Raw genomic sequence first — 24,975 nt, forward strand, 5'->3', positions numbered from 1 at the left:
CCTCGCCCGCTCTTGGAAACACGACGCATGGAGGAAACAGCGGGCGAGGACGCCCGCGCTGCCAGGGACTACTCGTCCCGCCACGCCTGATAGGCAGCCTCGTAGCGCCGCAGATTCTCGGCGGTATAGGCGGCATAGTCGAAATCGAGGCTGGAATGGATCTCGGACACCATGCTCCACAGGGTCTCGCGCAGCAGCGAGGCCGCAGTCATGGCGGCAAGGCGCCGGCGCAACCCGTCATCGATGGGCCGTTCGAAATAGGCCTCCGCCAGGGTTTCGCGCGCCGCGGCATCGAGCTCGGAATTGGAGGCGAGACCGCCAAGGTCGAACAAAGGCGAGTTGAAGCCGGCATAGTCCCAATCCACAAGCCAAAGCCTCTTGCCGTCGTCGAGGAAATTGGCGGCGAGCAGGTCGTTGTGGCCGAAGACGATATCGACAGGACCGACGCCTTCTTCCAGGCGTTCGCTCTCGGTCAGCAGGCGCGGCAGCAATTGCAGATGCCGGCTCGCTCCCTCCCTCAGTGTATGGCCGTAATCACGCACGACCTGGAACACCCAGAAGATCGCCGCGGGGCCCCGAAAGAAGCGCGGCATCTCGCGATGGCAGCGCCGGATGAGGTCGATCATGGCCTGATGGTTGCGGGGGTCGCGCACGTCCTCGGGCGTGAAGGTGCGCCCCTCGATGAAGCGCAGCACCAGGGCACCCGGCTCGTGGTGCACCACTTCCGGCGAGATGCCGGCCGCGAAGGCGGCCTTGCTGGCCGCCAATTCATTAGTGCGACTGATCTGGTGTAGGGGAATGTCATCCCCGATGCGCACGACATAGCGGCCGCTGCCGTCATCGACGGTGAAATTGGTGTTGGTGATGCCGCCGCCGAGCGGCTGCGGATCGACCCTGCCGTGCCAGCACATCAGGGTCGCCGCCCTCTCGCGGGGGCTATGAAGCGGCACCTTGGGCATGGCGGCTCCGGATGGTTTATTCAATGTTGAGGGAGCCTAACCCGATCGGTACCAAATCGTCCAGATATCCCGTCTCACAATACCAGGCTTGCGCAGCGCTTCGGTGCCCGCGATGCCGACGCCTTAATAATTCTTATGCCGTCTAAGCCTTGGCTTTTCGCGCCGCATGCGACAAAAGGGATCCGGAAAAGGCTGATGGCGGCAATGCAGTCGTCCGCTAGCGAACGTTTAGGAAAGAGCCGTTCGATATTAAGACATCGGATTTACGATCGGCTCGATGAGAGACTTCAGGGGAGATTCATCGTCTCCATTGGCAAAATGACGTTGCGGCAGGGCCGGAGTTCTTTTGTGATTCGAGTGCAACGGTGACATGGTAGCCGGCCGGACAGATCGGGTGATCACCCCGACGACGCGAAGCTCCACCCAGATCATGGAGTGCCACGATTGCGGGCTTCTGCATGACGTGCCGCCGCTCCAGGACGGCATGCGCGCGCGCTGCTCGCGCTGCGGCGCCACGATGGAGCATTATCGCGCCATCTCGCTGAGCCACGCCTACGCCTATAGCTGGGCCGGTGCCATCTGTTTTGCCATGGCCAATTTCCTGCCCTTCATCAAGCTCGAAATATCCGGGCGCGCGCAGGTGGCCAGCCTCGTCACCGGCATCAAGGCGCTCTACGACCAGGGATTGTGGGAACTGGGAATCGTCGTCGCCTTCACCATGCTGGTGGCGCCGGGCCTGCAGATTCTCGCCCGCCTCACGGTCCTGACCGGGCTGAGGATGCGGCGCCCGCCGCGCTGGCTGCCGCTCGTCCATCGCGGCGCCAGTTTCGTCGGCCGCTGGGCGATGATCGAAGTCTATATGCTCGGCCTTCTCGTCGCCTATGTGAAGCTGATCGATCTCGCACACGTCGATCTCGGCCCCGCCGTGTTCGCCGTGGTGGCGCTGATGCTGGTGACGGTGGCGACCGGCTCCCTCCTGGACGACGAAACCATCTGGCGCAGCTTTGCGCGCAAGGGCGTGGCTCCCCATCCTCCCCGGGTGGATCCGAGCCGCCCGACCGCCCTGTGCGAATCCTGCTGGCTCGTGTCGAACCTGCCCGCTTCCGGCCATGACGCGGCCTGTCCACGCTGTTCGGCGCCCCTGCATCAACGCAAGCCCAACAGCCTCACCAGAACCTGGGCCCTGCTGATCACCGCCGCCATCCTCTACATACCGGCCAATCTCTTCCCGATCATGACGGTGATCTCGCTCGGGCATGGCGAGCCCGATACCATCATCAGCGGTGTCATCGCCCTGGCCGATGCCGGTTTGTGGCCACTGGCCGCCCTGGTCTTCTTCGCCTCGATCCTGGTTCCCGTGCTCAAATTGGCGGGCCTGACGATGCTGCTGATCACCACCCAGCGCGGCTCGACCTGGCGTCTGCAGGACAGGACGGTGCTCTACCGGATCATCGAGTTCGTGGGACGCTGGTCGATGATCGACATCTTCATGATCTCGATCCTGGTCGCCCTGGTGCAGCTGGGCGAGATCGCCACCATCGAGCCCGGCATCGGGGCGATCGCCTTTGCCAGCGTGGTGATCATCACCATGATCGCCTCCGAATCATTCGACCCACGGCTGATGTGGGATGTCTTGCGCCGCGACACAGGGAAGAAGGGCCATTGACCGACTCCGACGCCTCCAAGAACGGCAGTGACACGGCCACGCCGGATATCGATCCGCCGCGCCGTCGCCGCCTGTCCGCGATCTGGCTGATCCCGATCGTGGCGGCCGGGATCGCGCTCTATCTGGGCTGGGTCACGCTGTCGGAGAAGGGGCCCGTGATCACCATCACCATGCGCACGGCGGAAGGGCTGGAGCCGGGCAAGACCCAGATCCGCTACAAGGCCATCGTCTTCGGCACGGTGAAGAGCGTCGCGCTTGCGCCGGACGGCAGCCACGTCATCGTCGCCGCCGATATGACCAAGCAGGCCGAACCGCTGATGCGCGAGGGCACGCTGTTCTGGGTCGTCAGGCCGCGCCTGTCGGCCAGTTCCGGTATTTCCGGCCTGTCGACCATCATCTCCGGCGTCTATATCGAGTTCGATCCCGGCAAGGCCGGCACGACAGCCGACAGCTTCGCCGGCCTCGAGCTGCCTCCCGTCATTCCCACCGACGCGCCCGGAACGGAATTTGCCCTGAAGACCACGCAGATCGGTTCGATCAGCGCGGGATCGCCGATCTTCCATCGCGGCCTCGAAGTCGGTCAGGTCCTCGGCTACGATTCCTCCAACCTCGCCGACGGCATCACCATCCGCGCCTTCGTCAGGGATCCCTATGACAAGGAAGTGCGCACCAGTACCAATTTCTGGAATGCCTCCGGGGTCTCCCTCACCACCGGTCCCCAGGGCTTTCGGCTCCAGCTCGATTCCATCCAGGCCCTGCTCGCGGGCGGCATCGCCTTCGATACGCCGGCCGACGTGCTTTCGAACGAGCGCGCCGCTCCCAAGACGGCTTTCACCCTCTACCGGGACCAGGCCAGTGCCGACGAGGCCAAATATACCGTTCGCCTGCGCTATCTGGTCTATTTCGATTCCTCGGTCGGCGGCCTTGCCGCCGGTTCCAACGTGGAGTGGCATGGCCTCAAGATCGGGCAAGTGGTCAGTATCAACCTGCAATATGACGTCACCAAAAACACGCCGCGCGCGCCGGTGCTGATCGAAATCGAGCCGCAGCGCATCCAGATCGTCGGCGCGGACGGCCCGATCAATCCCGAAACCGTGCTGAAATCGCTGGTCGCCAAGGGCCTGCGCGCCGAGATCAAGACCAGCAATTACCTGACTGGCCAGAGCGTGGTGTCGTTCGACATCGATCCCAAGGCCGGGCCGGCGGAACTGGGAACCGGCGCTATCTATCCGGTGATCCCGACCAGTCCGAACCAGTTCGATTCGGCCCTGCGTTCGGTCAACGACATCCTCGACCGCATCTCGAAACTGCCGCTGGACAAACTGGTGGTCCAGGCCAACGACACCATGAAGTCGTTCCAGGACCTTGCCGCCGGACCGGAGATCAAGGAATCGCTGCGCTCGCTCGCCGGCGCCCTCACCTCCGCGAGGGAACTGATCGACAAGGCCAAGACCGATCTCGCCCCGGCAATGCAGAGGCTGCAGCCGGTGCTCGACACCGCCCAGCAGTCGATGAAACGCATCAATTCCACCCTGGGCTCCTTCGACCAGGGCTATGGCAGCTCGTCCAGCTTCAAGCGCGACCTCACGCGCCTGATGTCGCAGGTCGACGATGCCGTGCGGTCCATTCGCGTGCTCACCGACTATATGCAGCAGCACCCCGAATCCCTGATCCGGGGCAAGACCAGAGGAAGCAACTGATGCCGTTCTCCTCCTTCCGTCGTTCTGGACGCATCGCGGCCCTCACGGGCCTGGGCCTGGCTCTCTGCCTGCTCGCGGCCTGCGCATCGCCCGAGGCCAAGATCTACACCCTGGCCTCCCAGGGCGGACAACGGGTGGCGGGCCGGCCCGTCTCGGTGTCGATCGAAACGGTGGATGTCGCCAAATATCTCGATCGGCCACAGTTGGTGCGCCGCTCCGGCGACGTCCAGCTCGGCGTCTCCGAGTTCGAACGCTGGGGCGAGCCGATGGGCTCCATGGTGCAGCGCGTGCTCGCCGAGAATTTGCGCCGGCGCCTGCCCGCCGGCTCGCTGGTGACCACCAGCCAGACCGTGTCGGGCAAGGAAGCGGCGACGCTGGAGCTTTCGGTCAGCCGTTTCGACACCAATGCCGAGGGCGTGGTCATGCTGCAGGCGCAATGGCGGCTGCATTACCGCAATGGCGGCCGCAGTGCCGCCGCCCAGGCCAGCATCGCCGTGCCCCCGGCCGATACCGGAGCGCCCGCCCAAGTCGAGGCGATGAGCTCGGCCCTCGACCAGCTCGCCGGACACATCGCCGCCAAGCTGCGCTGAAGGGACGAACGCCGGACCGGCTGAGTCAGGACAACGGCTTGGGCGAGCTGACGGAATTGATGAAGGAGCGCGACATTCGTGCCCCCTCGCCCCGTCCTTACGGGTATCGGCCACTCCACTTGGAGTGGGCTGGGATACAGGTGAGGGGCTTCGCTACGCTCCATTTGGTATCCCTCGCGCAGCTCCTCATCCCTGCCTTCTCCCCGTAAGAACGGGGCGAAGGAGTGGCTGGCGTTGCGCCTTCCCCCAACCATCGTGCAGTTGCCTTCGTCACTTCGAAAAAATTTCGCCGCCATGTCACAGCGGCGGAGGCTGGCTCGTCATGTCTGCGCAAACCGATCAAGAGGACATGATCATGAAAGCCAGACTGAACCCCTTCGCCGCCTCGCCCGCCATCATGAAGCAGTGGCTCGATTTCTCGACCGGGATCGACGGCCTCGAGACCAGCCTGATGGAACTGGTGAAGATGCGCGCCTCTCAGATCAATGGCTGCGGCTTCTGCCTGCATATGCACGCCCTCGACGCCCGCAAGCTTGGCGAGAGCGAGGAGCGGCTCTATCTGCTCGACGCCTGGCGCGAATCGCCGCTCTATAACGAACGCGAACGCGCGGCCTTGGCCTGGACGGAAGCCCTCACCTTGGTCGCCGACAAGCGCGCGCCCGACGACGTCTACGAAGCGGTGAAGGCGCAGTTCACCGAGGAGGAACAGGTGAAACTCACTTTGCTGATCGTCGCCATCAATGGCTGGAACCGGGTCAATGTCGGCTTCAATGCCGTGCATCCGGTGCGCGCGAAAGCGGCGGCCTGATGCCGGGCGTCCTCCAGAGCGATGCGGCTGCAAGCTTCGATCCCTTGCGGCCGCGCCTGATCCGCATCGCCTATCGCATGCTGGGATCGGTCGCCGACGCCGAGGACGTGGTGCAGGATGCCTTCCTGCGCTGGCTCGACGCGGATCGCAGCGAGGTGCGCGAGCCGATGGCCTTCCTCACCCGCGCCGTCACCCGGCTCTGCCTCGACGTGCTCAAATCGGCCCGACGCCAGCGCGAGACCTATATCGGCCCCTGGCTGCCCGAGCCGATGATCGAGGAGGGCGAGGACGAGGTCGAGGACGTCACCTTGCCGCTGATGCTGGCGCTCGAGCGGCTTTCGCCGCTGGAGCGTGCCGCCTTCCTGCTCCACGACGTCTTCGGCGTTTCCTTCGACGAGATCGCTGAGACCATCGGGCGCGATCCCGCCGCCTGCCGCCAGCTCGCCAGCCGGGCCCGCACCCATGTCCGCGCCTCCAGGCCGCGTTTCGACATGCCGAAGAAGCGTGGACTGGAGATCGCCCACGCCTTCTTCGCGGCCTCGCGCAGCGGCGACATGACAGCGCTGCAGGCCCTGCTGGCCGCCGATGTCGCCGTGCATTCCGATGGCGGCGGCAAGAAGCCGGCCGCGATGAAGCCGATCTTCGGCCTCGATGACGTGATGAAGCTGCAGGCCGGCCTCGCCCACTACTTCGCCGAGACCATGTCAAAGCTGGTGCGCTACACCTATATCAACGGCCTGCCGGGCTTCATCACCATCGAACGCGACGACACGCTGCAGACCACGGCCCTCGACATACGCGATGGCCGGATCGTCGGCATCTACGTCACCCGCAATCCCGACAAGCTCAAGCATATCGGGGAGACAACCCTGCATTGAGGGGGAGATGGCAGCAAGCTTGGTTTGAGGTAGCGCTGCCCCTCACCCTTACCCTCCCCGTAAACGGGGCGAGGGAGACTTCCATGTCCCGCCCTATCCAGCAGGCGCCCTGTCTCGCATCGAGGCGCAACGTCTGACACCCCTCGCCCCGTCCTTACGGGGAGAGGGTAAGGGTGAGGGGCGGCACGACTGTAGGAAATCTACACCCCTACCCCCGCGTCGGGATCTTCAGCCCGCCGAACATCACATTGCGTGTCAGCGGACGATTGAGGAAGTCATGCGGAAAGCCGAGTTCGATGGCACTGGCCGCCTCGAGCCGGTCGCGCTGCTCGTCCGAGAAGCTCACCTCGAGCGCGCCGAGATTGTCCTCGAGCTGGGCCAGCGTCCGGGCACCGATGAGGGGCGAGGCGACCGCGGGATTGGCGAGTGTCCAGGCCAGCGCCACCTGCGAGGGCGTATGCCCGGTCTCGCCCGCGACCGCCTTGACCACTTCAGCAATGTCGAGGCCGCGTTCGGTGAGCGCCCCATTGCCCAGCGCGACATTGCGGCGGGTGCCCGAAGCTTCGGCCGAGCCGCCGCTGTCGTCGAGATCCGCTCGGCTATATTTGCCGGCGAGCACGCCGCTGGCCAGCGGCGACCAGGGAATGACGCCGAGACCCAATTCGCGGGCCATCGGCACCAGCTCGCGCTCGATGGTGCGCTCGATCAAATTGTATTCGACCTGCAGGGCGATCAGCGGCGCCCAGCCGCGGAGATCGGCGATGGTCTGCATGCGGGCGATCTGCCAGGCCGGGGCATCCGAGATGCCGGCATAGACGATCTTGCCCGAGCGCACGAGGTCGTCGAGGCCGCGCAGCACTTCCTCCACCGGCGTGGTGAAGTCCCAGGCGTGCAGATAGAGCAGGTCGATATAGTCGGTGCCGAGCCGCTTCAGACTGTCCTCGACCGAACGCACCATGCTCCTGCGGTGATTGCCGCCGGAATTGGGATCGCCGGGGCGGGAGGGCAGCGTGTATTTGGTGGCGATCACCAGCCGGTCGCGGCGGTCGGCGGCGAAAGCGCCGACGAAGCGCTCGGACGTGCCGTTGGTATATTGGTTGGCGGTGTCGATGAAATTGCCGCCGCGGTCGACATAGGCGTCGAAGATACGGCGGGCCTCGGCTTCGTCGGCGCCCCAGCCCCAATCCGTGCCGAAGGTCATCGTCCCCAGCGACAGTGGGGATACCCTGAGGCCCGAGCGGCCGAGAAGGCGGTAGTCATCCAAAGCGAGTGTCATGGCGGTCATCCTCCGTTGCGATGCTGCCGGGAAGATGGTCCCTGGAGACTGCTTCGTTAATGCTATAGAATGCGCATGGCTTATGAAGGAAAGCATATAGAATGCGCGGCAGCGAGCATGTAGAATTGCGGGCTTTCGTCGCCGTGGTCGAACATGGCAGCTTCGCGCGGGCCGCCGCCCATCTCGGCCTGTCGCCTTCGGCCCTGAGCCAGACCATCCGCTCGCTGGAGGAGAGGCTCGGCGTTCGCCTGCTCAACCGTACCACCCGCAGCGTGGCACCGAGCCAGGCTGGCGAGCGCTTCCTCGCCCGGCTGCGCCCGGCGCTGTCCGATCTCGACGCCGCCGTCGCGGATGTACGGAGCCTGCGCGACAGTCCTGCCGGCCTGCTGCGCATCAACGCCACCCGTATCGCCGCCATCCATGTCATCGGGCCGCTGATCGGCCCCTTCCTCGCAGCCTATCCCGACATCACGGTGGACCTCGTCAGCGAGGACAGGCTGATCGACATCGTGGCCAACCGCTTTGATGCCGGGGTGCGGCTCGGCGAGATGGTGGAGAGGGACATGATCGCCGTGCGGCTCGGCGGCGAACTCAGGCTGATGGCCGTCGCCGCCCCGACCTATCTCACCCGTTACGGCACGCCCGTGACGCCGCATGACCTCGCCCGCCATCGCTGCATCAATTTCCGCTGGCCGACCGATCTCAGCCTCTATCACTGGGAATTCGAGCGCGAGGGCCGGCCGCTGGAAGCTGCCGTGGAAGGTCCGCTCATCGTCAACGAACCGGAGGTCGCCTGCCTGGCGGCGCTCGCCGGCGTCGGCATCGCCTATCTGTTCGAGCATCAGGTCCGCCCCGGGCTCGCATCAGGCCAGCTCGTCCACCTTCTGGCGGACTGGTCGCCGCCCTTTCCGGGCTTCCACCTCTATTATCCCAGCCGCCGCCAGATGGCCCAGCCGCTGCGGGCCTTCCTCGACTTCGTTGCGGCGAATCAGGGCAAGGCTCCGAAAAACTAACCCAAGCGCATATGCATCAGCGGATAGGGGCGTCCGTCACCATCGAGCGCGGAGCGACCTGTCTCGACGAAGCCGAGGTGGCGGTAGAAGCCGACAGCCTGCGTGTTCTGCTCGTTGACGTCGACGGTCAACGGTCCCTCGCCCTGTTCTCGGGCATGGCGGACCAGCAGCGTGCCGATGCCCTGGCCGCGCCTTTCGGGATCGATGAACAGCGAATCGATATGGCGCACCGACAAGCCCATGAAGGCCAATGGCCGGCCGTCGCCGTCAGCGGCGACATGCAGGGGCGCTGACGGCAGATAGTCGTTGGCGACCAGCTTCTCGATCGCCTCGAAATCACCGGGGAGCAGGAAATCATGGGTCGCCCTGACGGAGCCGCGCCAGATCTCGAGCAGGGAGGGCACATCCGCCGGGCGGGAGGAGCGAAGGGTAATCATAAATCCGGTGTCCAAATAGATAGAATAACGTTCACACCGGCAAAATGGCGAGCAACTGGCGGAGATCCGTGATGGTGACAGCTCCCCGCCCAGCCTGCGCGACGCTGCGGCGATCGAGATGAAGAGCCTGCAGGCCCGATCTCGTCGCGCCCTCATAATCGCTTCGCCAGCTATCGCCAACCATCAGGATTTCTGCTGGTGTACAGCCAAGCTGGAGGCAGAGGGATCGATAAAATGCGGGAGCAGGCTTTGCCGCTCCGACCTCGAAGGAGAGGCAGGCACAATCCAACAGATCAGCAAACAAAGCCTCCAGCGGAGCCGCGTAGGGCAGCGCAAGATTAGAGGCGAGGGCAATGCGATAGCCCGCCCGACGTAGCGCAACAAGAACCGCACGGCTTTCCGCAAAGGCGCGGATGGATACCAGCTCCGCCTCTAGATCAACATTCCATTCGGGGTTTGGCCGCACGCCGCACATATCGGCGAAAGCGCCGAGGTCGAGCGGCCGCGTGATTGACGCGGCCAGAACGCCAATTGTCGAGGCTCGCGCAATACGAACATAGGGCCGGCGCTCGTCGGTGACCTCGACGAGCGTGCCGAACGCGTCGAAAGCAACGGCCTTGATGGTGCGCGGCTGGTCCATTGGACGGTTCAGCTGGGCTCAGACCTTGTACCCACCCATCGCACAGACGATCTGCCATTCCTCGTCCGTCACGGGCTGCACGGACAGGCGCGACAGCTTCACCAGCGCCATATTGGCCAGCCTCGGCTCGGCCTTGACATCGGCCAAAGTCACCGGCTTGGGGAAGGGGGCTACCGCCTTGAAGTCCACCAGCACCCAGGGTTGGCCTGGTGTGGCCGGGTCCGGATAATGCTCGCGCGCCACCTCAGCGACGCCGACGACGGCCTTGCCCTCGTTGGAATGGTAGAAGAAGGCCTTGTCGCCCTTCTTCATCGCCATCAAATTGAGCTTGGCGGCATGATTGCGCACGCCGTCCCAGGGCGTGCCCTTGGCACCGGCGGCGACCTGCTGGTCCCAGCTCCACACTTCGGGTTCAGACTTGATCAGCCATTGGGCCATGACAACCGCCTCCTTGCCGGATCAGAGGCCGGCCGGGGGCTTGATGCCCCAGCGCCAGCGACGGATGCTCGTCGAGGCGAACAGGCCGGCCCTGGTATAGGGGTCGTTTGATGCGAAGGTCCGGGCCTCGGCCTCGGTGGGGAAGTCCACGATCAGGAGCGAACCCACCATCTTGTCCGCTTCATCCAGGAACGGGCCGGCGCCGAGGATGTGGGCGTCCTGCGTCTTCAGATAATCGAGGTGAGCCGGGCGGGTCGCCTGCCTGAGTTCGAGACCATTGGGAATGTCTTCGCATTGGATGACAAATAGCATGGCGGCGCCTTTCCTGATGTCGGTTGTCCTCGCGTAGCGATTTCGCGAGACGATGTCGAGAGGCAAGCCAGGCCCGATTCCGGCTGGCGCCTACGCTTCCCGATCGGCATCGCCACGACCGCGTCCATGCAGCATGCCGCCAAGGACTCCGTCACGCAGCACGACCGCGTGGAACAAGGCCGCCAGCACATGGACGACGACGAGGGCGACGAGCGCCCAGGTCAGCATCGCATGCAGGCTCAGCATCGTGCGCGGCGACAGGCCCTCCAGCCCCGTCAATACAGGCATGGGCAGCAGGCCGAAGGCGAGCGGCGGCGGCATGAATGGCGCCGGGCGATAGCCGAGCCAGCCCGTAAGCGGCACGAGCAGGAGCAAGGCGTAGAGAGCGCTGTGAGCGAGAGCTGCAACGATCGCAGCAAACGGGGAACGGACGCGCCGTGGTGCGCGGTCGAGTATCCGAGAACCGAGGCGGAGCGAGGTCAACGCCAGGATGGCCAGGCCCAGTGACAGATGGGTGGTCAGCCAGACATTGCCCGCCATCGCCATGCCGCCGAGGAGGAAGAGGCCGATGATCCATTGCGCGGTGATCGCGATCGCCGTGATCCAGTGGAACAGCCGGGCCCTCAGGCTCCAACCCATCGCCGCCTCCAGCCTAGACGATACGATAGGGCACGATTTCGCGCCGGTCGTGGTTCACCGACAGATGCGCCTTCAGGGGCGGCACGGCGCGCTGATGGCAGTGCTGGCGCTCGCAGATGCGGCAGGAAATGCCGATCGGATCGAAACCCGCGCGGTTAGAAAGATCAAGGCCGTCGGCATAGACGAAATCCCTGGCGTAGGCGATCTCGCAGCCCAGCGTGATGGCGTAGCGCCGCTGGGTTGCGTTGAAGCCGCCACCGCCCTTGGCGATCTCGGTGGCGACGCTGAGATAGCGCTCGCCGTCCGGCGTTTCGGCGAGCTGGCGGATGATGCGGCCCGGCGCCTCGAAGGCCTGGTGCACGTTCCAGAGCGGGCAGGCGGAACCGAAGCGGGCGAATTGCAGCTTGGCAGCGCTATGGCGTTTGGTGATGTTGCCGGCCCGGTCGATGCGCGCGAAGAACACCGGCACGCCCTTGGAGCCCGGCCGCTGCAGAGTGGAGAGACGATGGGCCACCTGTTCGAGACTGGCGCCGAAACGCGCCGCGAGCAGTTCGAGGTCGTGGCGCAGCTCCCGCGCCGCGGCGAGGAAAGCCCGGTAGGGCAGGGTCAGCGCGCCGGCGACATAATTGGTGAGGCCGATGCGGGCAATCTCCACCGCCTCGGTGCTGCGCCAGTCGGCCCCGGCCAGGATGGCGGCGATCTCGGTTTCCGCCTCCAGCGCGGCAATCTGGAAAGCGAGCTGGAAATGCCGGGTGGCGGCAGGGGAATAGGGGTGCAGGCGCAGCACCCGCGCCTCCTTGTCGAAACCGCGGATGATGCCCTCCTCGGCCGGCGCCTGCATCACCCTGACCCGGTGGCGGCTTTCAAGATAAGCGGTCAGGGCAGCGCCGGGCTCGCGGCGGGGCAGGCCCAGGCGCTCGGCCAGGGCTTCGGCGGCGGTGTCGAGCTCATGCACGTAATTGTCGAGGAAGTGGAAGAAATCCCGCACTTCCTCATAGGGCGTCGGCTCCGACAGGCCTCCCGCCAGCCGCCCGTCCAGGCTCGCCAATTGCTCGGAATTGCGCCTGTAGGCCTGATGCGCGGTGATCAGGGCATGGGCGAAGCCCGGCGCGTTCTGGGTGACCAGCTTCAGTTCCTGCAGGCTCGGCGCCAGGGCATCGAAGAGCGGATCGGCCAGGGCCTCGTTCAGGGCCGAGAGCAGGCGGTCACCGTCGCTCTGGGCAATGGTGGCGATGTCGACGTCGAAACGCTCGGCCAGCGCCAACAGCACCGCGGCCGAGAGCGGGCGCTGATTGTTCTCCATCTGGTTGAGATAGGAGGTTGAGATACCGAGCCGCTGGGCAAACGCCGCCTGCGTCGCGTGGGCGGCCTCGCGGATGGCCCTGAGGCGGGCGCCGATGAAGAGCTTGCCGGCCAAGTGGAAACCCTTGTTCGCAATTTTGCAATTTGCAACTCCAATTAGCATAAATCATGCATTCGCACTCTTTCAAGCAAGAACAAAGAGCGGAGAAAAGCTAACAGGGCGGGATGTCAGTCCGTGTGGAGCAAGCCCGATGCGCGCCGTCCTCGAACAGTTAGAAAGCCGCCGCGAGGAGGCGAGACTCGGCGGCGGCATCAGACGCATCGAGGCGCAGCACGCCAAGGGCAAGTTGACGGCCAGGGAACGCCTGGAAGTCCTGCTCGACGAGGGCTCCTTCGAGGAGTTCGACATGTATGTCACCCACCGCGCCGTGGATTTCGGCATGGCGGCCCAGAAGGTCGCGGGCGATGGCGTGGTCACCGGCTGGGGCACCATCAACGGCCGCCTCGTCTATGTGTTCAGCCAGGATTTCACCGTGCTCGGCGGCTCGCTGTCCGAGACCCATGCCCAGAAGATTTGCAAGATCATGGACATGGCCCTGCGCAACGGCGCGCCCGTGATCGGCCTCAACGATTCCGGCGGCGCCCGCATCCAGGAAGGCGTCGCCTCGCTGGCCGGCTATGCCGACGTCTTCAAGCGCAATGTCGAGGCCTCCGGCGTGGTGCCGCAGATCTCGGTGATCATGGGTCCCTGCGCCGGCGGCGCCGTCTATTCGCCGGCGATGACCGACTTCATCTTCATGGTGCGCGACACCTCCTACATGTTCGTCACCGGCCCCGACGTGGTCAAGACGGTCACCAACGAGGTCGTCAGCGCCGAGGAACTGGGCGGCGCCCGCACCCACACCCAGAAATCCTCGGTGGCGGATGGTGCCTTCGACAACGATGTCGAAGCGCTCGAAGAAATCCGGCGCCTGTTCGACTTCCTGCCGCTCAACAACCGGGACAAGCCGCCGGTGCGGCCCTTCCACGACGATCCGTCGCGACTGGAGATGCGCCTGGACACCCTGGTGCCCGACAGCTCCACCAAGCCCTATGACATGAAGGAGCTGATCCTGGCCGTCGCCGACGAAGGCGACTTCTTCGAGGTCGGCGTGGCCTTCGCCCGCAATCTCGTCACCGGTTTCATCCGCATCGAGGGTCAGACCGTCGGCGTGGTCGCCAACCAGCCGCTGGTACTGGCCGGCTGCCTCGACATCGATTCATCGCGCAAGGGCGCACGCTTCGTGCGCTTCTGCGACGCCTTCTCCATCCCCATCCTGACCCTGGTCGACGTACCCGGCTTCCTGCCAGGCACCGGCCAGGAATATGGCGGGGTGATCAAGCACGGCGCCAAGCTGCTCTTCGCCTATTCGCAGGCCACCGTGCCGATGGTGACGCTGATCACCCGAAAAGCCTATGGCGGCGCCTATGACGTCATGGCCTCCAAGCATATCGGCGCCGACGTCAACTATGCCTGGCCGACTGCCGAGATCGCGGTGATGGGCGCCAAGGGTGCGGCCGAGATCCTGCACCGTGCCGAACTCGGCGATGCCGAGAAGATCGCCGAACGTGCCCGGGATTACGAGGCCCGCTTCGCCAACCCCTTCATCGCGGCCGAACGCGGCTTCATCGACGAGGTGATCCTGCCGCACACCTCGCGCAAGCGCATCGCCCGCGCCTTCGCGGCGCTGCGCCGCAAGGCGGCCGAGACGCGCTGGCGCAAGCACGACACCATGCCGCTGTGAGGATCGACACCGTGACGAAGCCCACCCTGTTCAAGAAGATCCTCATCGCCAATCGCGGCGAGATCGCCTGCCGGGTCATCCGCACCGCCCGCAAGCTCGGCATCGCCACCGTCGCCGTCTATTCCGACGCCGACCGCGACTCCGTGCATGTGCGCGAGGCCGACGAGGCCGTGCGCATCGGCCCGCCGCCCTCTTCCCAGTCCTATCTCAAGATCGACGCCATCCTCGCCGCTGTCCACGAGGCGGGCGCCGATGCGGTGCATCCAGGCTATGGCTTCCTGTCGGAGAATGCCGCCTTCGCCAAGGCACTCGCCGAGGCGGGCGTCGCCTTCATCGGCCCACCGCCCAAGGCGATCGAGGCGATGGGCGACAAGATCACCTCCAAGAAGCTGGCGGCCGAAGCCGGCGTGTCGACGGTACCAGGCCATATGGGCCTGATCGAGGATGCGGGCGAAGCCGCCCGTATCGCCGCCGAGATCGGCTATCCCGTGATGATCAAGGCCTCGGCCGGCGGCGGCGGCAAGGGCATGCGCATCGCCTGGAACGACGCCGAGGCCCGCGAGGGCTTCCGCGCCTCACGCTCGGAGGCCAAGTCCTCCTTCGGCGACGACCGCATCTTCGTCGAAAAATTCGTCACCGAGCCGCGCCATATCGAGATCCAGGTGCTGGGCGACCAGCACGGCAATTTGATCTATCTGGGCGAGCGCGAATGCTCGATCCAGCGCCGCAACCAGAAGGTCATCGAGGAAGCGCCCTCCTCCTTCCTCGACGAGGCGACAAGGCGCGCCATGGGTGAGCAGGCCGTGGCCCTCTCCCGGGCCGTCGGCTACCACTCCGCCGGCACGGTGGAGTTCATCGTCGACAAGGACCGCAATTTCTACTTCCTGGAGATGAACACCCGCCTGCAGGTCGAGCATCCGGTGACGGAGCTGGTCACCGGCCTCGATCTGGTCGAAGCGATGATCCGCGTCGCCGCCGGCGAACGCCTGCCCCTCACCCAGGACGAGGTCCGCCTCACCGGCTGGGCCATGGAAGCGCGCGTCTATGCCGAGGATCCCTACCGCAACTTCCTGCCCTCGATCGGGCGGCTGAGCCGCTATCGTCCGCCGGCCGAGGGGCCGGATGGCGAGGGTGGCCTGGTGCGGGTGGATGCCGGCGTGCAGGAAGGCGGCGAGATCTCGATCCATTACGATCCGATGATCGCCAAGCTATGCACCTATGCGCCGACCCGCCTGGAGGCGATCGACGCCCTCGCCCGCGCCCTCGACCAGTTCGAGCTGGAGGGCATCGGCCACAATCTGCCCTTCCTGGCGGCTCTGGCTGATCATGAGCGTTTCCGCACCGGAAAGCTGACTACGGCCTTCATCGCCGAGGAATACCAGGGCGGCTTTACCGGTGTGGAGCCTGGAGACACCGACCTGCCGCGCCTGGCGGCCGTGGCCGCGGTGATCAGCCATATCCGCCAGCACCGCGACAGCGCCATCTCCGGCGCCATGGACAATCACCGCCGCGCCATCGGCCGCGACTTCGTCGCCACCCTGGCAGGCCATGCCTTGCCCTTCACCATCGATGCCGTCGACGGCGGCTATCATGTCGTCTTCGCCGACGGCTCGCTGCTCGCCGTCACCAGCCGCTGGACGCCCGGCCAGGTCCTCGGCCATTTCAGCGTCGGTGGCGAGGCCATGGCCGTGAAGGTTGGCGTCACCGCCGGCGGACTGCGCCTGCGCTGGCATGGCCGCGACGTCCTGGTGCAGGTGCGCAGCCCCCGCGTTGCCGCGCTCGCCCGCCTGATGCGCGAGAAAATTCCGCCCGATACCTCCAAGCTCCTGCTCTGCCCGATGCCCGGCGTGGTCGCCGCCATTACCGTCAGCGAGGGCGAAGCGGTGGAGGCCGGCCAGGCGCTCGCCACCATCGAGGCGATGAAGATGGAGAATGTGCTGCGCGCCGAAAAGGCTGGCACGATCAGCCGCATCGCCGTGACTGAGGGCGCCAGTCTCGCCGTCGACGAACTCATCCTCGAATTCGAATGAGGTCCGTAATGTCCGTACCTGTCACCGATACGCCCCTCGAAAACTGGCGTGCTTTGGCCAGGAAGGAGGTCAAGGCCGATCCGGACAGCCTGACCTGGCAGACCCCGGAAGGCATCGCGGTCAAGCCGCTTTATACCGAGGCCGATCTCGCCGGCGTCACCCATCTCGGTTCCCTGCCCGGCCAGCAGCCTTTTCTGCGCGGCCCGCGCGCCACCATGTATGCTGGCCGGCCCTGGACCATCCGCCAATATGCCGGCTTCTCCACGGCGGAAGCCTCCAACGCCTTCTACCGCAAGGCGCTCGCCGCCGGACAAAAGGGCCTTTCCGTCGCCTTCGATCTCGCCACCCATCGCGGCTACGATTCCGACCATCCGCGTGTGGAGGGCGATGTCGGCAAGGCCGGCGTCGCCATCGACAGCGTCGAGGACATGAAGATCCTGTTCGACGCCATCCCGCTCGAAGAGATGTCGGTCTCCATGACCATGAACGGGGCGGTGCTACCGGTGCTGGCCTTCTTCATCGTGGCGGGCGAGGAACAAGGCGTATCGCGCGCGAAATTATCGGGCACGATCCAGAACGACATCCTCAAGGAATTCATCACCCGCAACACCTATATCTACCCGCCAGCCGCCTCGATGCGCATCGTCGCCGACATCATCGCCTACACCGCCAGGGAGATGCCGCGCTTCAACTCGATCTCGATCTCCGGCTATCACATGCAGGAGGCGGGGGCGACTTTGGTGCAGGAACTCGCCTTCACGCTGGCGGATGGCCGCGACTATGTGCGGGCGGCGCTGGCCAAGGGGCTCGACGTCGACGCCTTTGCCGGACGGCTCTCCTTCTTCTTCGCTATCGGCATGAACTTCTTCATGGAAGTCGCCAAGCTGCGCGCAGCCCGCCTCCTGTGGTCGCGCATCATGACCGAGTTCGGCCCCAAGGATCCGCAATCGCTGATGCTGCGCACCCATTGCCAGACTTCCGGCGTGTCGCTGGCCGAGCGCGATCCCTACAACAACATCGTGCGCACGGCCTATGAGGCGATGGCGGCGGCCCTCGGCGGCACACAATCGCTGCACACCAACTCCTTCGACGAGGCGATCGCGCTGCCGACGGAATTCTCGGCCCGTATCGCCCGCAATACCCAGTTGATCCTGCAGCACGAGACGGGCGTGACCAAGGTGGTCGATCCCCTGGCCGGTTCCTATTACCTCGAAAGCCTCACCCATGACCTTGCCACCCAGGCCTGGGCGCTGATTGAAGAGGTCGAAGCGATGGGCGGCATGACGGCGGCGGTGGCGGCCGGCCTACCCAAGCGTTTGATCGAGGAAGCCGCGACGAAGCGGCAGGCGGCGGTGGACCGCGGCGACGAGGTGGTTGTTGGCGTCAACCGCTATCAGCTCGAGGACGAGCCTGCGATCGACAGCCTCGACATCGACAATCATGCCGTGCGCGCGGCGCAGATCCGACGCCTGGCGGATGTCAGGCGCCGGCGCGACCCGCAGGCGGTGGCCAGGGCCCTTGCCGCGCTCACCGAAGTGGCGCGCAACGGGACAGGCAATCTCCTGGAGGCGGCCGTCCAGGCCGCCCGCCACCGCGCCACGGTGGGCGAGATCTCCGACGCGCTCAGGGTCGAATTCGGGGACCACAGCGCCCGTCCCAAGGTGGTGGCGGACATTTATCGCCCTGCTTTCGGCGAGGGGCCGGAAGTTGAGATTCTCGCCGGCCGCATCGCCGCCTTCACGGCGCAGCGCGGCGCCAAGCCGCGCATCCTCGTGGCCAAGCTCGGTCAGGACGGCCATGACCGCGGCGCCCGGGTCGTCGCCTCGGCCTTCACCGACATGGGTTTCGAGGTGGTCGCCGGCCCGCTGTTCCAGACCCCGGACGAGGCTGTCGACCTAGCCCTCGCCGAAAAGGTCGACGTCGTCGGCGTCTCCTCGCTCGCAGCCGGGCACAAGACGCTGCTGCCCCAGTTGATCGAAAAGCTGAAGGCGCGCGGCCGGGCCGATATCGCCGTGGTCTGTGGCGGCGTCATTCCGCGCCAGGACTATGATTTCCTGCGCGAGGCTGGGGTTTCAGCCGTGTTCGGCCCGGGCACGCCGGTCCTCGACGCGGCGCGCACCGTGCTCGATCTGCTGGAAGGGCGGTTGAGCAACGAGGCCCGGCGGCAGGGGTGAAGGACACTCACAAGAGCAAGTGAAGGATTGGACGAGAGACAGCGGTTCCCAATATGACACGGCGCTTGTGTCCCCTCGCCCCGCTTGCGGGGAGAGGGTAGAGGTGAGGGGCTGTGCAAAGCTCTGTTTGTTACCGCTGCGCTTCCCCTCATCCTTACCTTCTCCCCGTGAGAACGGGGAGAAGGAGCGGCTGGTGTCGCGCCTACCCCTTCACCCGCGCTTCGGCGGCCACGATGGTGTTGTGCAGCAGGCAGGCCACCGTCATCTTGCCGACGCCGCCGGGAACCGGGGTGATGTAGGAAGCCTTGCCCATGGCTTCCTTGGTGGCGACGTCGCCAACGATGCGGCCCTTGCCATCCTCGGTGGGCACGCGGTTGATGCCGACATCGATGACCACGGCGCCATCCTTGATCCAGTCGCCCTTGACCATCTCGGGCCGGCCGACGGCGGCGACCAAGATGTCCGCCTCACGGCAGACGGCGGGCAGGTCCTTGGTGCGCGAATGGGCGATGGTGACGGTGCAGTCATAGGCGAGCAACAACTGCGCCATCGGCTTGCCGACGATGTTGGAGCGGCCGACGACCACCGCCTTCTTGCCGGAAAGCCCTTCCTTGCCCACGGTGTCGAGCAGCATCAGCAGCGAACCGAGCGGGGTGCAGGGGATCAGCATCGCTTCCGGGTCGATTTTGGACGCGGTGAACAGCTTGCCGACATTCATCGGGTGGAAGCCGTCGACATCCTTGGCCGGATGGATGGCATCGATCATCATCTGGCCATCGAGATGGTCGGGCAGCGGCAACTGCACCAGGATGCCGTCGACGCCCGCATCGGCATTGAGGCCCGCGATCACGCCGAGCAGCTCTTCCTTGGAGACGGTTTCGGGTAATTCGATCAGTCGGCCATCGATCGCCGTCTCATGCGCCATCTTGGCCTTGGTGTTCACATAGGCCCGGCTTGCCGGATTGTTGCCGACGATCACCACGTCGAGGCGCGGCTTGCGCCCATGAGCGGCGGCAAAGGCCTCCGCGCGAACCTTGGTGCGGGCGCGGACATTGGCCGCATGGACGTTGCCGTCGATCAATTCGGTCATGGCGAGCTTTCGATGGTTTACGGACAGTGGAATTTCTTTCTTCAGAATAAATTATAGCGCAGCGGCGCCTTCTGCAACAAGCCCATCTCGTCCTGTTCTGTCTTGTTTTTCCCTCAGATGAACGGGCGATTTGGAAAGGCAGGATGCGGAAGAGATGTCCGCGCTCCCAGCCGCGCCGCTTCCAGCGCGACATTGGTTGGGTTCGAGCATGAACCGCCACGGCTGAGAGCGCGGACGTCTCTTCCGCAACTTGGAACCGCAACATCACTGGAGAGGTAGACGCTCGCGCGCCTGGAACCGTTGACAGGGCCCGCTTTTGCCTTCCGAGTAGCGTCCTGACAAGGTCGACCAATGCCCCTGCGATTCGCAGGCCTCTGCATCGGTCTGCCAGCTTGAGGAGACAGGCCATGGCGGATGGCAGCACGCGCCAATTTACAATCCCGCGCGAAAAGGATCTCCAGCTCAGGACCATCCGAAACACCGGCGGCCTCAGCGTCTCCTTCCTGGAGAACGGCACGGTCTTCGCCATCGAGCATGACGACGGCAAGGACCGGGTCACGCTCAACCAGGTGCTGGGATCGCCTATCCATGGCGGCATCAGCCGGCTTTATCTGCGCGCCGGCGGCGCAAGCCCCATCGTGCAGGAACTGGTCGGCCCCGGTGCCAAAGGCCGATTCGCGGCTGGTGGTTCCAGCGCGGTCTGGCAGGGCGAAGCCGGCAGCATCGCCTATCGGGTGAGGCTTGCCCTCCATCCCGGCGAGGCGCTCTGGTTCTGGCAAATCGAGCTGTCGGGCGCAGGTGCGGCGCAGCCCTGCGATCTCGTCCTTATCCAGGATGTCGGCCTGGGCAGCCGCGGCTTCCTGATGAACAGCGAAGCCTATGTCTCGCAATATCTCGATCACCATGTCGAAAAGCACGAGGCTCTCGGCCCGGTGCTGATGAGCCGGCAGAACCTGTCGCAAGGCGGCAAGTTCCCCTGGCTGGCGCAAGGCTGCACCAGCGGTGCGGTGGCCTTTGCCACCGACGCGATCCAGGTCCTCGGCCCGGATTATCGCATCACCGGCGTGTTCGACGCGGCTTTCGGCACCGACCTGCCCTCGCAGCGCCGCCAGCACGAGGTCGGCTGCATCGCCCTGCAATCCCGGCCCGTCAGCATCGGGCAAGGCTCGAAAGCTGACATTACCTTCTTCGGATTGTTTACGCCAAACCACCCTGCCGCTTCCGGTCCAGCCGATCTACCGGCGGCCGTCGCCGCTGCCGGCCGGGCCAGCGAAACCGGCACGGACGCGCCGTCTCCGACCGATCCGGCACGCAGCCTCGTGCAGGATGCCGCCCCGCTGCCGGTGCTCCCGCTTGAAGCCGGAGACCTCGCGGCGCGCTACCCCGAGCGCCTGGCGGAGGAAGTGCAGAACGGCGCCCTGCTATCCTTCTTCGTGCCGGATGGCGGGCAGAACCGGCATGTCGTGCTCGCAGCCAAGGAAGCACAGGTGCCACGCCGCCACGGCGCCCTGCTACGCAGCGGCACCAGCATGCGGCTCGATGATGCGACCCTGTGCTCCACCGCCTGGATGCATGGCGTGTTCGGAGCGCAGCTCACCATCGGCAACACCTCCTTTCACAAGCTGTTCTCGGTCTCGCGCGATCCCTACAACATCACGCGCGGCAGCGGCCTGCGCATCCTGATGGACGATGGCGACGGCTGGAGCCTGCTGGGCGTACCGAGCGCCTTCGACATCGGGCTCAGCGATGCCCGATGGATCTATCGCCTGCCCGGGCGTACCGTGACCGTGCGGGCCGTGGCCGCGGGAGATGCGCCGGCCATGCAATGGCGCGTCACCGTCGAGGGGGCTCCCTGCCGTTTCCTGGTGTTCGGCCATGTTGTGATGGGCGAGCGCGATTATGAGCAGACCGGCACCATCACCATCGATGCCGCCGCCAAGCGCATCAGCCTCACGCCGGGCTCGGACTGGCTGTGGGGGCAGACCTACAAGGAAGCGGCCTATCACCTGGTCACCTCGACGCCATCCGCGGTCGAGACCGTGGGCGGTGACGAACTCCTCTATGTCGACGGCAAGGCGCGCGACGGCGCCTATGTCGCCCTGCGCTCGCATGCCACCAACGAACTCGTCTTCGCCGTCACCGGCTCGATGACATCGGCCGCCGAGGGCGAGAAGCTGGCCGACCGCTTTGCCGCCGGTCCGGATGCCGAGAGCCTGCTCGTCCCGGCACGGCGGTTCTGGAGCCTTCTCACCCGCGACCTGCGCCTGGAGGGCACCGGCCCGGATGTCGAGGCGCAGGATCTGATGCTGCCCTGGCTCGCCCATGACGCCATGATGCACCTCACCGTGCCGCATGGCCTGGAACAATATACCGGCGCCGCCTGGGGCACCCGCGACGTCTGCCAGGGGCCGATCGAGCTGATGCTGGCCCTCGAGCACGATGCCGAGGTGCGCCACATCCTCCTCACTTTGTTCGGCGAGCAGTCGCAGTCGCGGGGGGACTGGCCGCAATGGTTCATGCTCGATCCCTACCCCTATATAAGGGCGGGCGACAGCCATGGTGACGTCATCGTCTGGCCGCTGAAAGCGTTGTGCGATTATGTGGAAGCCACCGGCGACCTCACCGTGCTCGACGCCGAGACGCCCTGGCGCGACGACAAGAACGCGGCGACCCCAACACGGTCGACGCTCTCGAGCCATGTCGACAAGCTCCTCGAAACCGTCACGGCCAGCTTCATCCCCGGCACGCATCTGGTGCGCTATGGCGAAGGCGATTGGAACGATTCGCTCCAGCCCGCCGATCCGCATCTGCGCGACTGGATGGTGTCGAGCTGGACGATGGCGCTGCTCTACGAACAGGTCGTGCGCTATTCTTCCATCCTCAAGCGTCGGGGCGAGACGGCCCGCAGTGCCGAACTTTCCGATCTTGCCGCCCGGATGCGCGGCGATTTCAACCAGCATCTGATCCGCGACGGCGTTGTGGCCGGCTATGGCCTGTTCGATCACGCCATCTTCGGCGAGGCGGAGGCAGCGCCCGGTGAGACCGATATTGCGCCTGTTGACGCCAAATCGGGCGGCGTCGAGCTCTTGCTGCATCCCAGCGACACCAGGACGGGCCTGTCCTATTCGCTGATCTCGATGACGCAGCCCATCATCGGCGGCCTGTTCACGCAGACCCAAGCCCGCCACCACCTCAAGCTGATCGAGGAGCATCTGTTGCTGCCGGACGGTGCCCATCTGATGGATCGGCCCGTCGTCTACGATGGCGGCCCGGAAAAGCTGTTCCGCCGCGCCGAATCCTCGTCCTTCTTCGGGCGAGAGATCGGCCTGATGTATGTGCATGCCCATCTGCGTTATTGCGAGGCTTTGGCAAAGCTCGGCGAGGCGCAGAAGGCCTGGGAAGGCCTTGCCCTGATCAATCCGATCGCCGTGACGCAGCATTTGCCCAATGCCTCGCTGCGCCAGCGCAACACCTATTTCTCTTCTTCCGATGCCGCCTTCCCCGATCGCTACGTCGCCAGTGCCGAATGGGGTCGCGTGCGAACAGGAACGATCGACGTCGATGGTGGCTGGCGCATCTATTCGAGCGGCCCTGGGCTGTTCACCCGCGCCATCGTCGAGCAGGTGCTCGGCAAGCGCCGGCATTTCGGGGTGAGGGAAGAAAACCCACCGATGGTGGCAGGACTTGAGGGCAGCCGGTCGAACCTGGCGTAGAAGGCTCTTCCTGGGTGCACGCGCCGCGTGTCCAAGAGCGGACGAGACGTCCGCACACCCGGAAGAACCCCTACTCTTCCTTCTTGCCCTGGCGCTTCTTGGTGCGGCGGCGCTGCTTGCGCAGCTCCGTGCTCTCGTGCATGCCGAAGGTGGAGACAGGCTTTTTCTTGCGCAAGGCCGCCCTCTTCTCGGCTCGCGCCTTGTCCGACAGCAGCGCCTTCACCTGTTTAAGCTGCGCCTCGGTGAAGAAGACCTCGCGGCCCATGGCCGTGAAGAAGCCGTGCTGGCGTGCAACATTGGCCAGAGTCTTGGCTTCCACGCCCAGAAGGTGAGCAGCCTGAGCGAGCGATATCGGGGAGTTGGTTTGCGAAGGTTCGGTCACGATGGGTTCCGGCATGAATGCGTTGTGTTCAATAATGCGGCGGCGGCGGTTCGGGCAAACCGGCGAGATCGGCGCGTTGCTCGCTGATCTCGACGCGGTCCGAGAGCTGGGTGAGCAGACGGTTCAGCGCCTCGATCTGTTTCCATTGCGCGATAACAGCCTGGTTTAGATCCTCGATGGTCTCGTCCTGGAAGGCCACGCGCGTCTCCAGCGCGTCGACACGGGCGCTGAGCGTTTCGATCTCGGTCATGGCAATTCCCGCTTTCGTCAATTCTCGCTTCGTCGTGTCGGACAGTACCGGCCTCATCCAACCTCTTGGCAAGATATTTGCGCTAGAACCAGCCCATGTTTCGGGGATTCGGCATATTTCGCGCGTCGGCATGGGTCAGCCTGACCAAATTCGCGATCGTTTTCATCGTCGCGATGAATCTGGCGCGTCTCGACCGCCTGACGGGCCTGGCCGCCGGCCTGGCCCTTGCCGCCCTCGTGCTGATCTGGTTGCTGACGTGGTTCGGCTTTTTGCCCGTCGGCGGCGACAGCCCCGAATGGCGCCGCCTGATCCGCCGCCACGGCCCGGCTCTGACCAAGCGTTATCGCCAGCTCGTGCGCGTCAATGCCTATGGCGCCGAGGAGTTCGACAAATGGCGGGATGAATTAGTGCGCTTTCGCGCCTCCACCAAGCTCTCTCTCGACGAGAAGGAAATCGCCCGCTTCGACGCCCTTGCCACCCGCATGGTGGGCAAATGGGCGGCGGTGGAACCCGACGCCCGCATTCCCGACGCCATGGAAGAGATCTCGCCACAGGATTACGAGCATCTTTGCGCCGATCTCCTGCGCAAGGCGGGCTGGGAGGCCGAAGTGACAGGGCAGTCCGGCGATCAGGGCATCGATATCCTGGCGCAGCGCGATGGCACCACCGTCGCCCTGCAATGCAAGCTCTATTTCGGCAACCCCGTGGGCAACAAAGCCGTGCAGGAAGCCCATGCCGCCGCCGGCTTCACCGACGCCGACTATGCCGTGGTGGTCTCCAACCGGGATTTCACCAACTCGGCCGAACAACTCGCACGCAAGCTTGGCGTGCTCCTCGTCCATCACAGTGAATTGCCGGATCTCGAGGCCATGCTGCAGCCGGCGCGATGAGGCT

At 65.2% G+C, this 24,975-nt stretch carries 22 protein-coding genes; 11 read left to right on the top strand and 11 right to left on the bottom strand.

The annotated features are described in order from the left end of the window. Window positions 1–68: 68 nt before the first annotated feature. Window positions 69–959, bottom strand: a complete 891-nt coding sequence (locus tag ACR9ZN_RS23325) for a phosphotransferase (protein WP_481273286.1) — start codon at window positions 957–959, stop codon at window positions 69–71. A gap of 394 nt (window positions 960–1,353) precedes the next feature. Here ACR9ZN_RS23325 and ACR9ZN_RS23330 point away from each other — a divergent pair, with 394 nt between their 5' ends. The 5 genes from ACR9ZN_RS23330 to ACR9ZN_RS23350 all read left to right on the top strand — a co-directional run bounded on the left by ACR9ZN_RS23330 (window position 1,354) and on the right by ACR9ZN_RS23350 (window position 6,601). After that, complete coding sequence (locus tag ACR9ZN_RS23330; RefSeq protein WP_481271086.1) at window positions 1,354–2,625, top strand: paraquat-inducible protein A; 1,272 nt, start codon at window positions 1,354–1,356, stop codon at window positions 2,623–2,625. Then, a complete protein-coding gene (locus tag ACR9ZN_RS23335; protein ID WP_434958808.1) occupies window positions 2,622–4,325 on the top strand; it encodes a PqiB family protein in 1,704 nt (567 codons plus the stop codon). Before ACR9ZN_RS23330 ends, ACR9ZN_RS23335 begins: the two co-directional genes overlap by 4 nt. Then, on the top strand, window positions 4,325–4,915 hold the full coding sequence (locus tag ACR9ZN_RS23340; RefSeq protein WP_481273287.1) for a PqiC family protein: 591 nt from the start codon (window positions 4,325–4,327) through the stop codon (window positions 4,913–4,915). The genes ACR9ZN_RS23335 and ACR9ZN_RS23340 overlap by 1 nt, the downstream gene beginning before the upstream one ends. Window positions 4,916–5,270: 355 nt before the next feature. Beyond that, a complete protein-coding gene (locus ACR9ZN_RS23345) occupies window positions 5,271–5,723 on the top strand; it encodes a carboxymuconolactone decarboxylase family protein (RefSeq protein WP_481273288.1) in 453 nt (150 codons plus the stop codon). After that, window positions 5,723–6,601 (top strand): sigma-70 family RNA polymerase sigma factor, encoded by an 879-nt coding sequence (locus ACR9ZN_RS23350; protein ID WP_481273289.1) that lies wholly within the window; start codon window positions 5,723–5,725, stop codon window positions 6,599–6,601. Before ACR9ZN_RS23345 ends, ACR9ZN_RS23350 begins: the two co-directional genes overlap by 1 nt. Window positions 6,602–6,809: 208 nt before the next feature. Here the strand turns inward: ACR9ZN_RS23350 and ACR9ZN_RS23355 are convergent, their stop codons facing one another. Beyond that, complete coding sequence (locus ACR9ZN_RS23355; protein WP_454811462.1) at window positions 6,810–7,877, bottom strand: aldo/keto reductase; 1,068 nt, start codon at window positions 7,875–7,877, stop codon at window positions 6,810–6,812. A gap of 101 nt (window positions 7,878–7,978) precedes the next feature. On the opposite strand from ACR9ZN_RS23355, the gene ACR9ZN_RS23360 reads away from it, so the two are divergent. After that, window positions 7,979–8,890, top strand: a complete 912-nt coding sequence (locus tag ACR9ZN_RS23360) for a LysR family transcriptional regulator (RefSeq protein WP_434958813.1) — start codon at window positions 7,979–7,981, stop codon at window positions 8,888–8,890. On the opposite strand, the gene ACR9ZN_RS23365 is transcribed toward ACR9ZN_RS23360, so the two are convergent. From ACR9ZN_RS23365 to ACR9ZN_RS23390, 6 genes are all read right to left on the bottom strand, one after another. After that, window positions 8,887–9,327 (bottom strand): acetyltransferase, encoded by a 441-nt coding sequence (locus tag ACR9ZN_RS23365; RefSeq protein ID WP_434958814.1) that lies wholly within the window; start codon window positions 9,325–9,327, stop codon window positions 8,887–8,889. The two genes, ACR9ZN_RS23360 and ACR9ZN_RS23365, sit on opposite strands and share 4 nt — an antisense overlap. A gap of 31 nt (window positions 9,328–9,358) precedes the next feature. Beyond that, the gene (locus tag ACR9ZN_RS23370; protein ID WP_481273290.1) at window positions 9,359–9,967 is read right to left on the bottom strand and encodes an HAD family hydrolase; all 609 of its coding nucleotides are present in this window, start codon (window positions 9,965–9,967) and stop codon (window positions 9,359–9,361) included. An 18-nt stretch (window positions 9,968–9,985) separates the two neighbouring features. Next, on the bottom strand, window positions 9,986–10,405 hold the full coding sequence (locus ACR9ZN_RS23375) for an EVE domain-containing protein (RefSeq protein ID WP_441772263.1): 420 nt from the start codon (window positions 10,403–10,405) through the stop codon (window positions 9,986–9,988). Between the two features lie 21 nt (window positions 10,406–10,426). Further along, on the bottom strand, window positions 10,427–10,717 hold the full coding sequence (locus ACR9ZN_RS23380; protein ID WP_454811467.1) for a YciI family protein: 291 nt from the start codon (window positions 10,715–10,717) through the stop codon (window positions 10,427–10,429). Between the two features lie 90 nt (window positions 10,718–10,807). After that, the gene (locus ACR9ZN_RS23385) at window positions 10,808–11,356 is read right to left on the bottom strand and encodes a cytochrome b (protein ID WP_441772261.1); all 549 of its coding nucleotides are present in this window, start codon (window positions 11,354–11,356) and stop codon (window positions 10,808–10,810) included. Between the two features lie 13 nt (window positions 11,357–11,369). Next, window positions 11,370–12,821: a helix-turn-helix domain-containing protein gene (locus ACR9ZN_RS23390; protein WP_481273291.1), complete on the bottom strand. Its 1,452-nt coding sequence runs from the start codon at window positions 12,819–12,821 to the stop codon at window positions 11,370–11,372. Between the two features lie 88 nt (window positions 12,822–12,909). Between ACR9ZN_RS23390 and ACR9ZN_RS23395 the strand changes: the two genes are divergently transcribed. The 3 genes from ACR9ZN_RS23395 to scpA are packed head-to-tail and all read left to right on the top strand — an operon-like array spanning window position 12,910 to window position 18,646. Then, entirely contained in the window at window positions 12,910–14,442 is a 1,533-nt protein-coding gene (locus ACR9ZN_RS23395) for an acyl-CoA carboxylase subunit beta (protein WP_481273292.1), read from the top strand. A gap of 26 nt (window positions 14,443–14,468) precedes the next feature. Next, window positions 14,469–16,472, top strand: coding sequence for an acetyl-CoA carboxylase biotin carboxylase subunit (locus ACR9ZN_RS23400; RefSeq protein ID WP_481274386.1), 2,004 nt, complete (start codon window positions 14,469–14,471; stop codon window positions 16,470–16,472). An 8-nt stretch (window positions 16,473–16,480) separates the two neighbouring features. Further along, window positions 16,481–18,646: a methylmalonyl-CoA mutase gene (gene scpA, locus ACR9ZN_RS23405; protein ID WP_481273293.1), complete on the top strand. Its 2,166-nt coding sequence runs from the start codon at window positions 16,481–16,483 to the stop codon at window positions 18,644–18,646. 202 nt (window positions 18,647–18,848) lie between these two features. On the opposite strand, the gene ACR9ZN_RS23410 is transcribed toward scpA, so the two are convergent. Continuing rightward, the gene (locus ACR9ZN_RS23410; RefSeq protein ID WP_434958822.1) at window positions 18,849–19,736 is read right to left on the bottom strand and encodes a bifunctional 5,10-methylenetetrahydrofolate dehydrogenase/5,10-methenyltetrahydrofolate cyclohydrolase; all 888 of its coding nucleotides are present in this window, start codon (window positions 19,734–19,736) and stop codon (window positions 18,849–18,851) included. Between the two features lie 407 nt (window positions 19,737–20,143). On the opposite strand from ACR9ZN_RS23410, the gene ACR9ZN_RS23415 reads away from it, so the two are divergent. Next, complete coding sequence (locus ACR9ZN_RS23415; protein ID WP_481273294.1) at window positions 20,144–23,449, top strand: GH36-type glycosyl hydrolase domain-containing protein; 3,306 nt, start codon at window positions 20,144–20,146, stop codon at window positions 23,447–23,449. Window positions 23,450–23,519: 70 nt separating this feature from the next. On the opposite strand, the gene ACR9ZN_RS23420 is transcribed toward ACR9ZN_RS23415, so the two are convergent. Both ACR9ZN_RS23420 and ACR9ZN_RS23425 read right to left on the bottom strand, forming a co-directional pair. Further along, window positions 23,520–23,831, bottom strand: coding sequence for a hypothetical protein (locus ACR9ZN_RS23420; RefSeq protein ID WP_481273295.1), 312 nt, complete (start codon window positions 23,829–23,831; stop codon window positions 23,520–23,522). A 28-nt stretch (window positions 23,832–23,859) separates the two neighbouring features. After that, window positions 23,860–24,081, bottom strand: coding sequence for a SlyX family protein (locus ACR9ZN_RS23425; RefSeq protein ID WP_322434554.1), 222 nt, complete (start codon window positions 24,079–24,081; stop codon window positions 23,860–23,862). 95 nt (window positions 24,082–24,176) lie between these two features. Between ACR9ZN_RS23425 and ACR9ZN_RS23430 the strand changes: the two genes are divergently transcribed. Continuing rightward, window positions 24,177–24,971 carry a restriction endonuclease gene (locus ACR9ZN_RS23430; RefSeq protein ID WP_434958825.1) on the top strand — a complete coding sequence of 265 codons (795 nt, stop codon included), beginning with the start codon at window positions 24,177–24,179 and terminating at the stop codon, window positions 24,969–24,971. Window positions 24,972–24,975: the final 4 nt, after the last annotated feature.

The organism is Labrys sp. HAY1-8F, assembly GCF_056754975.1.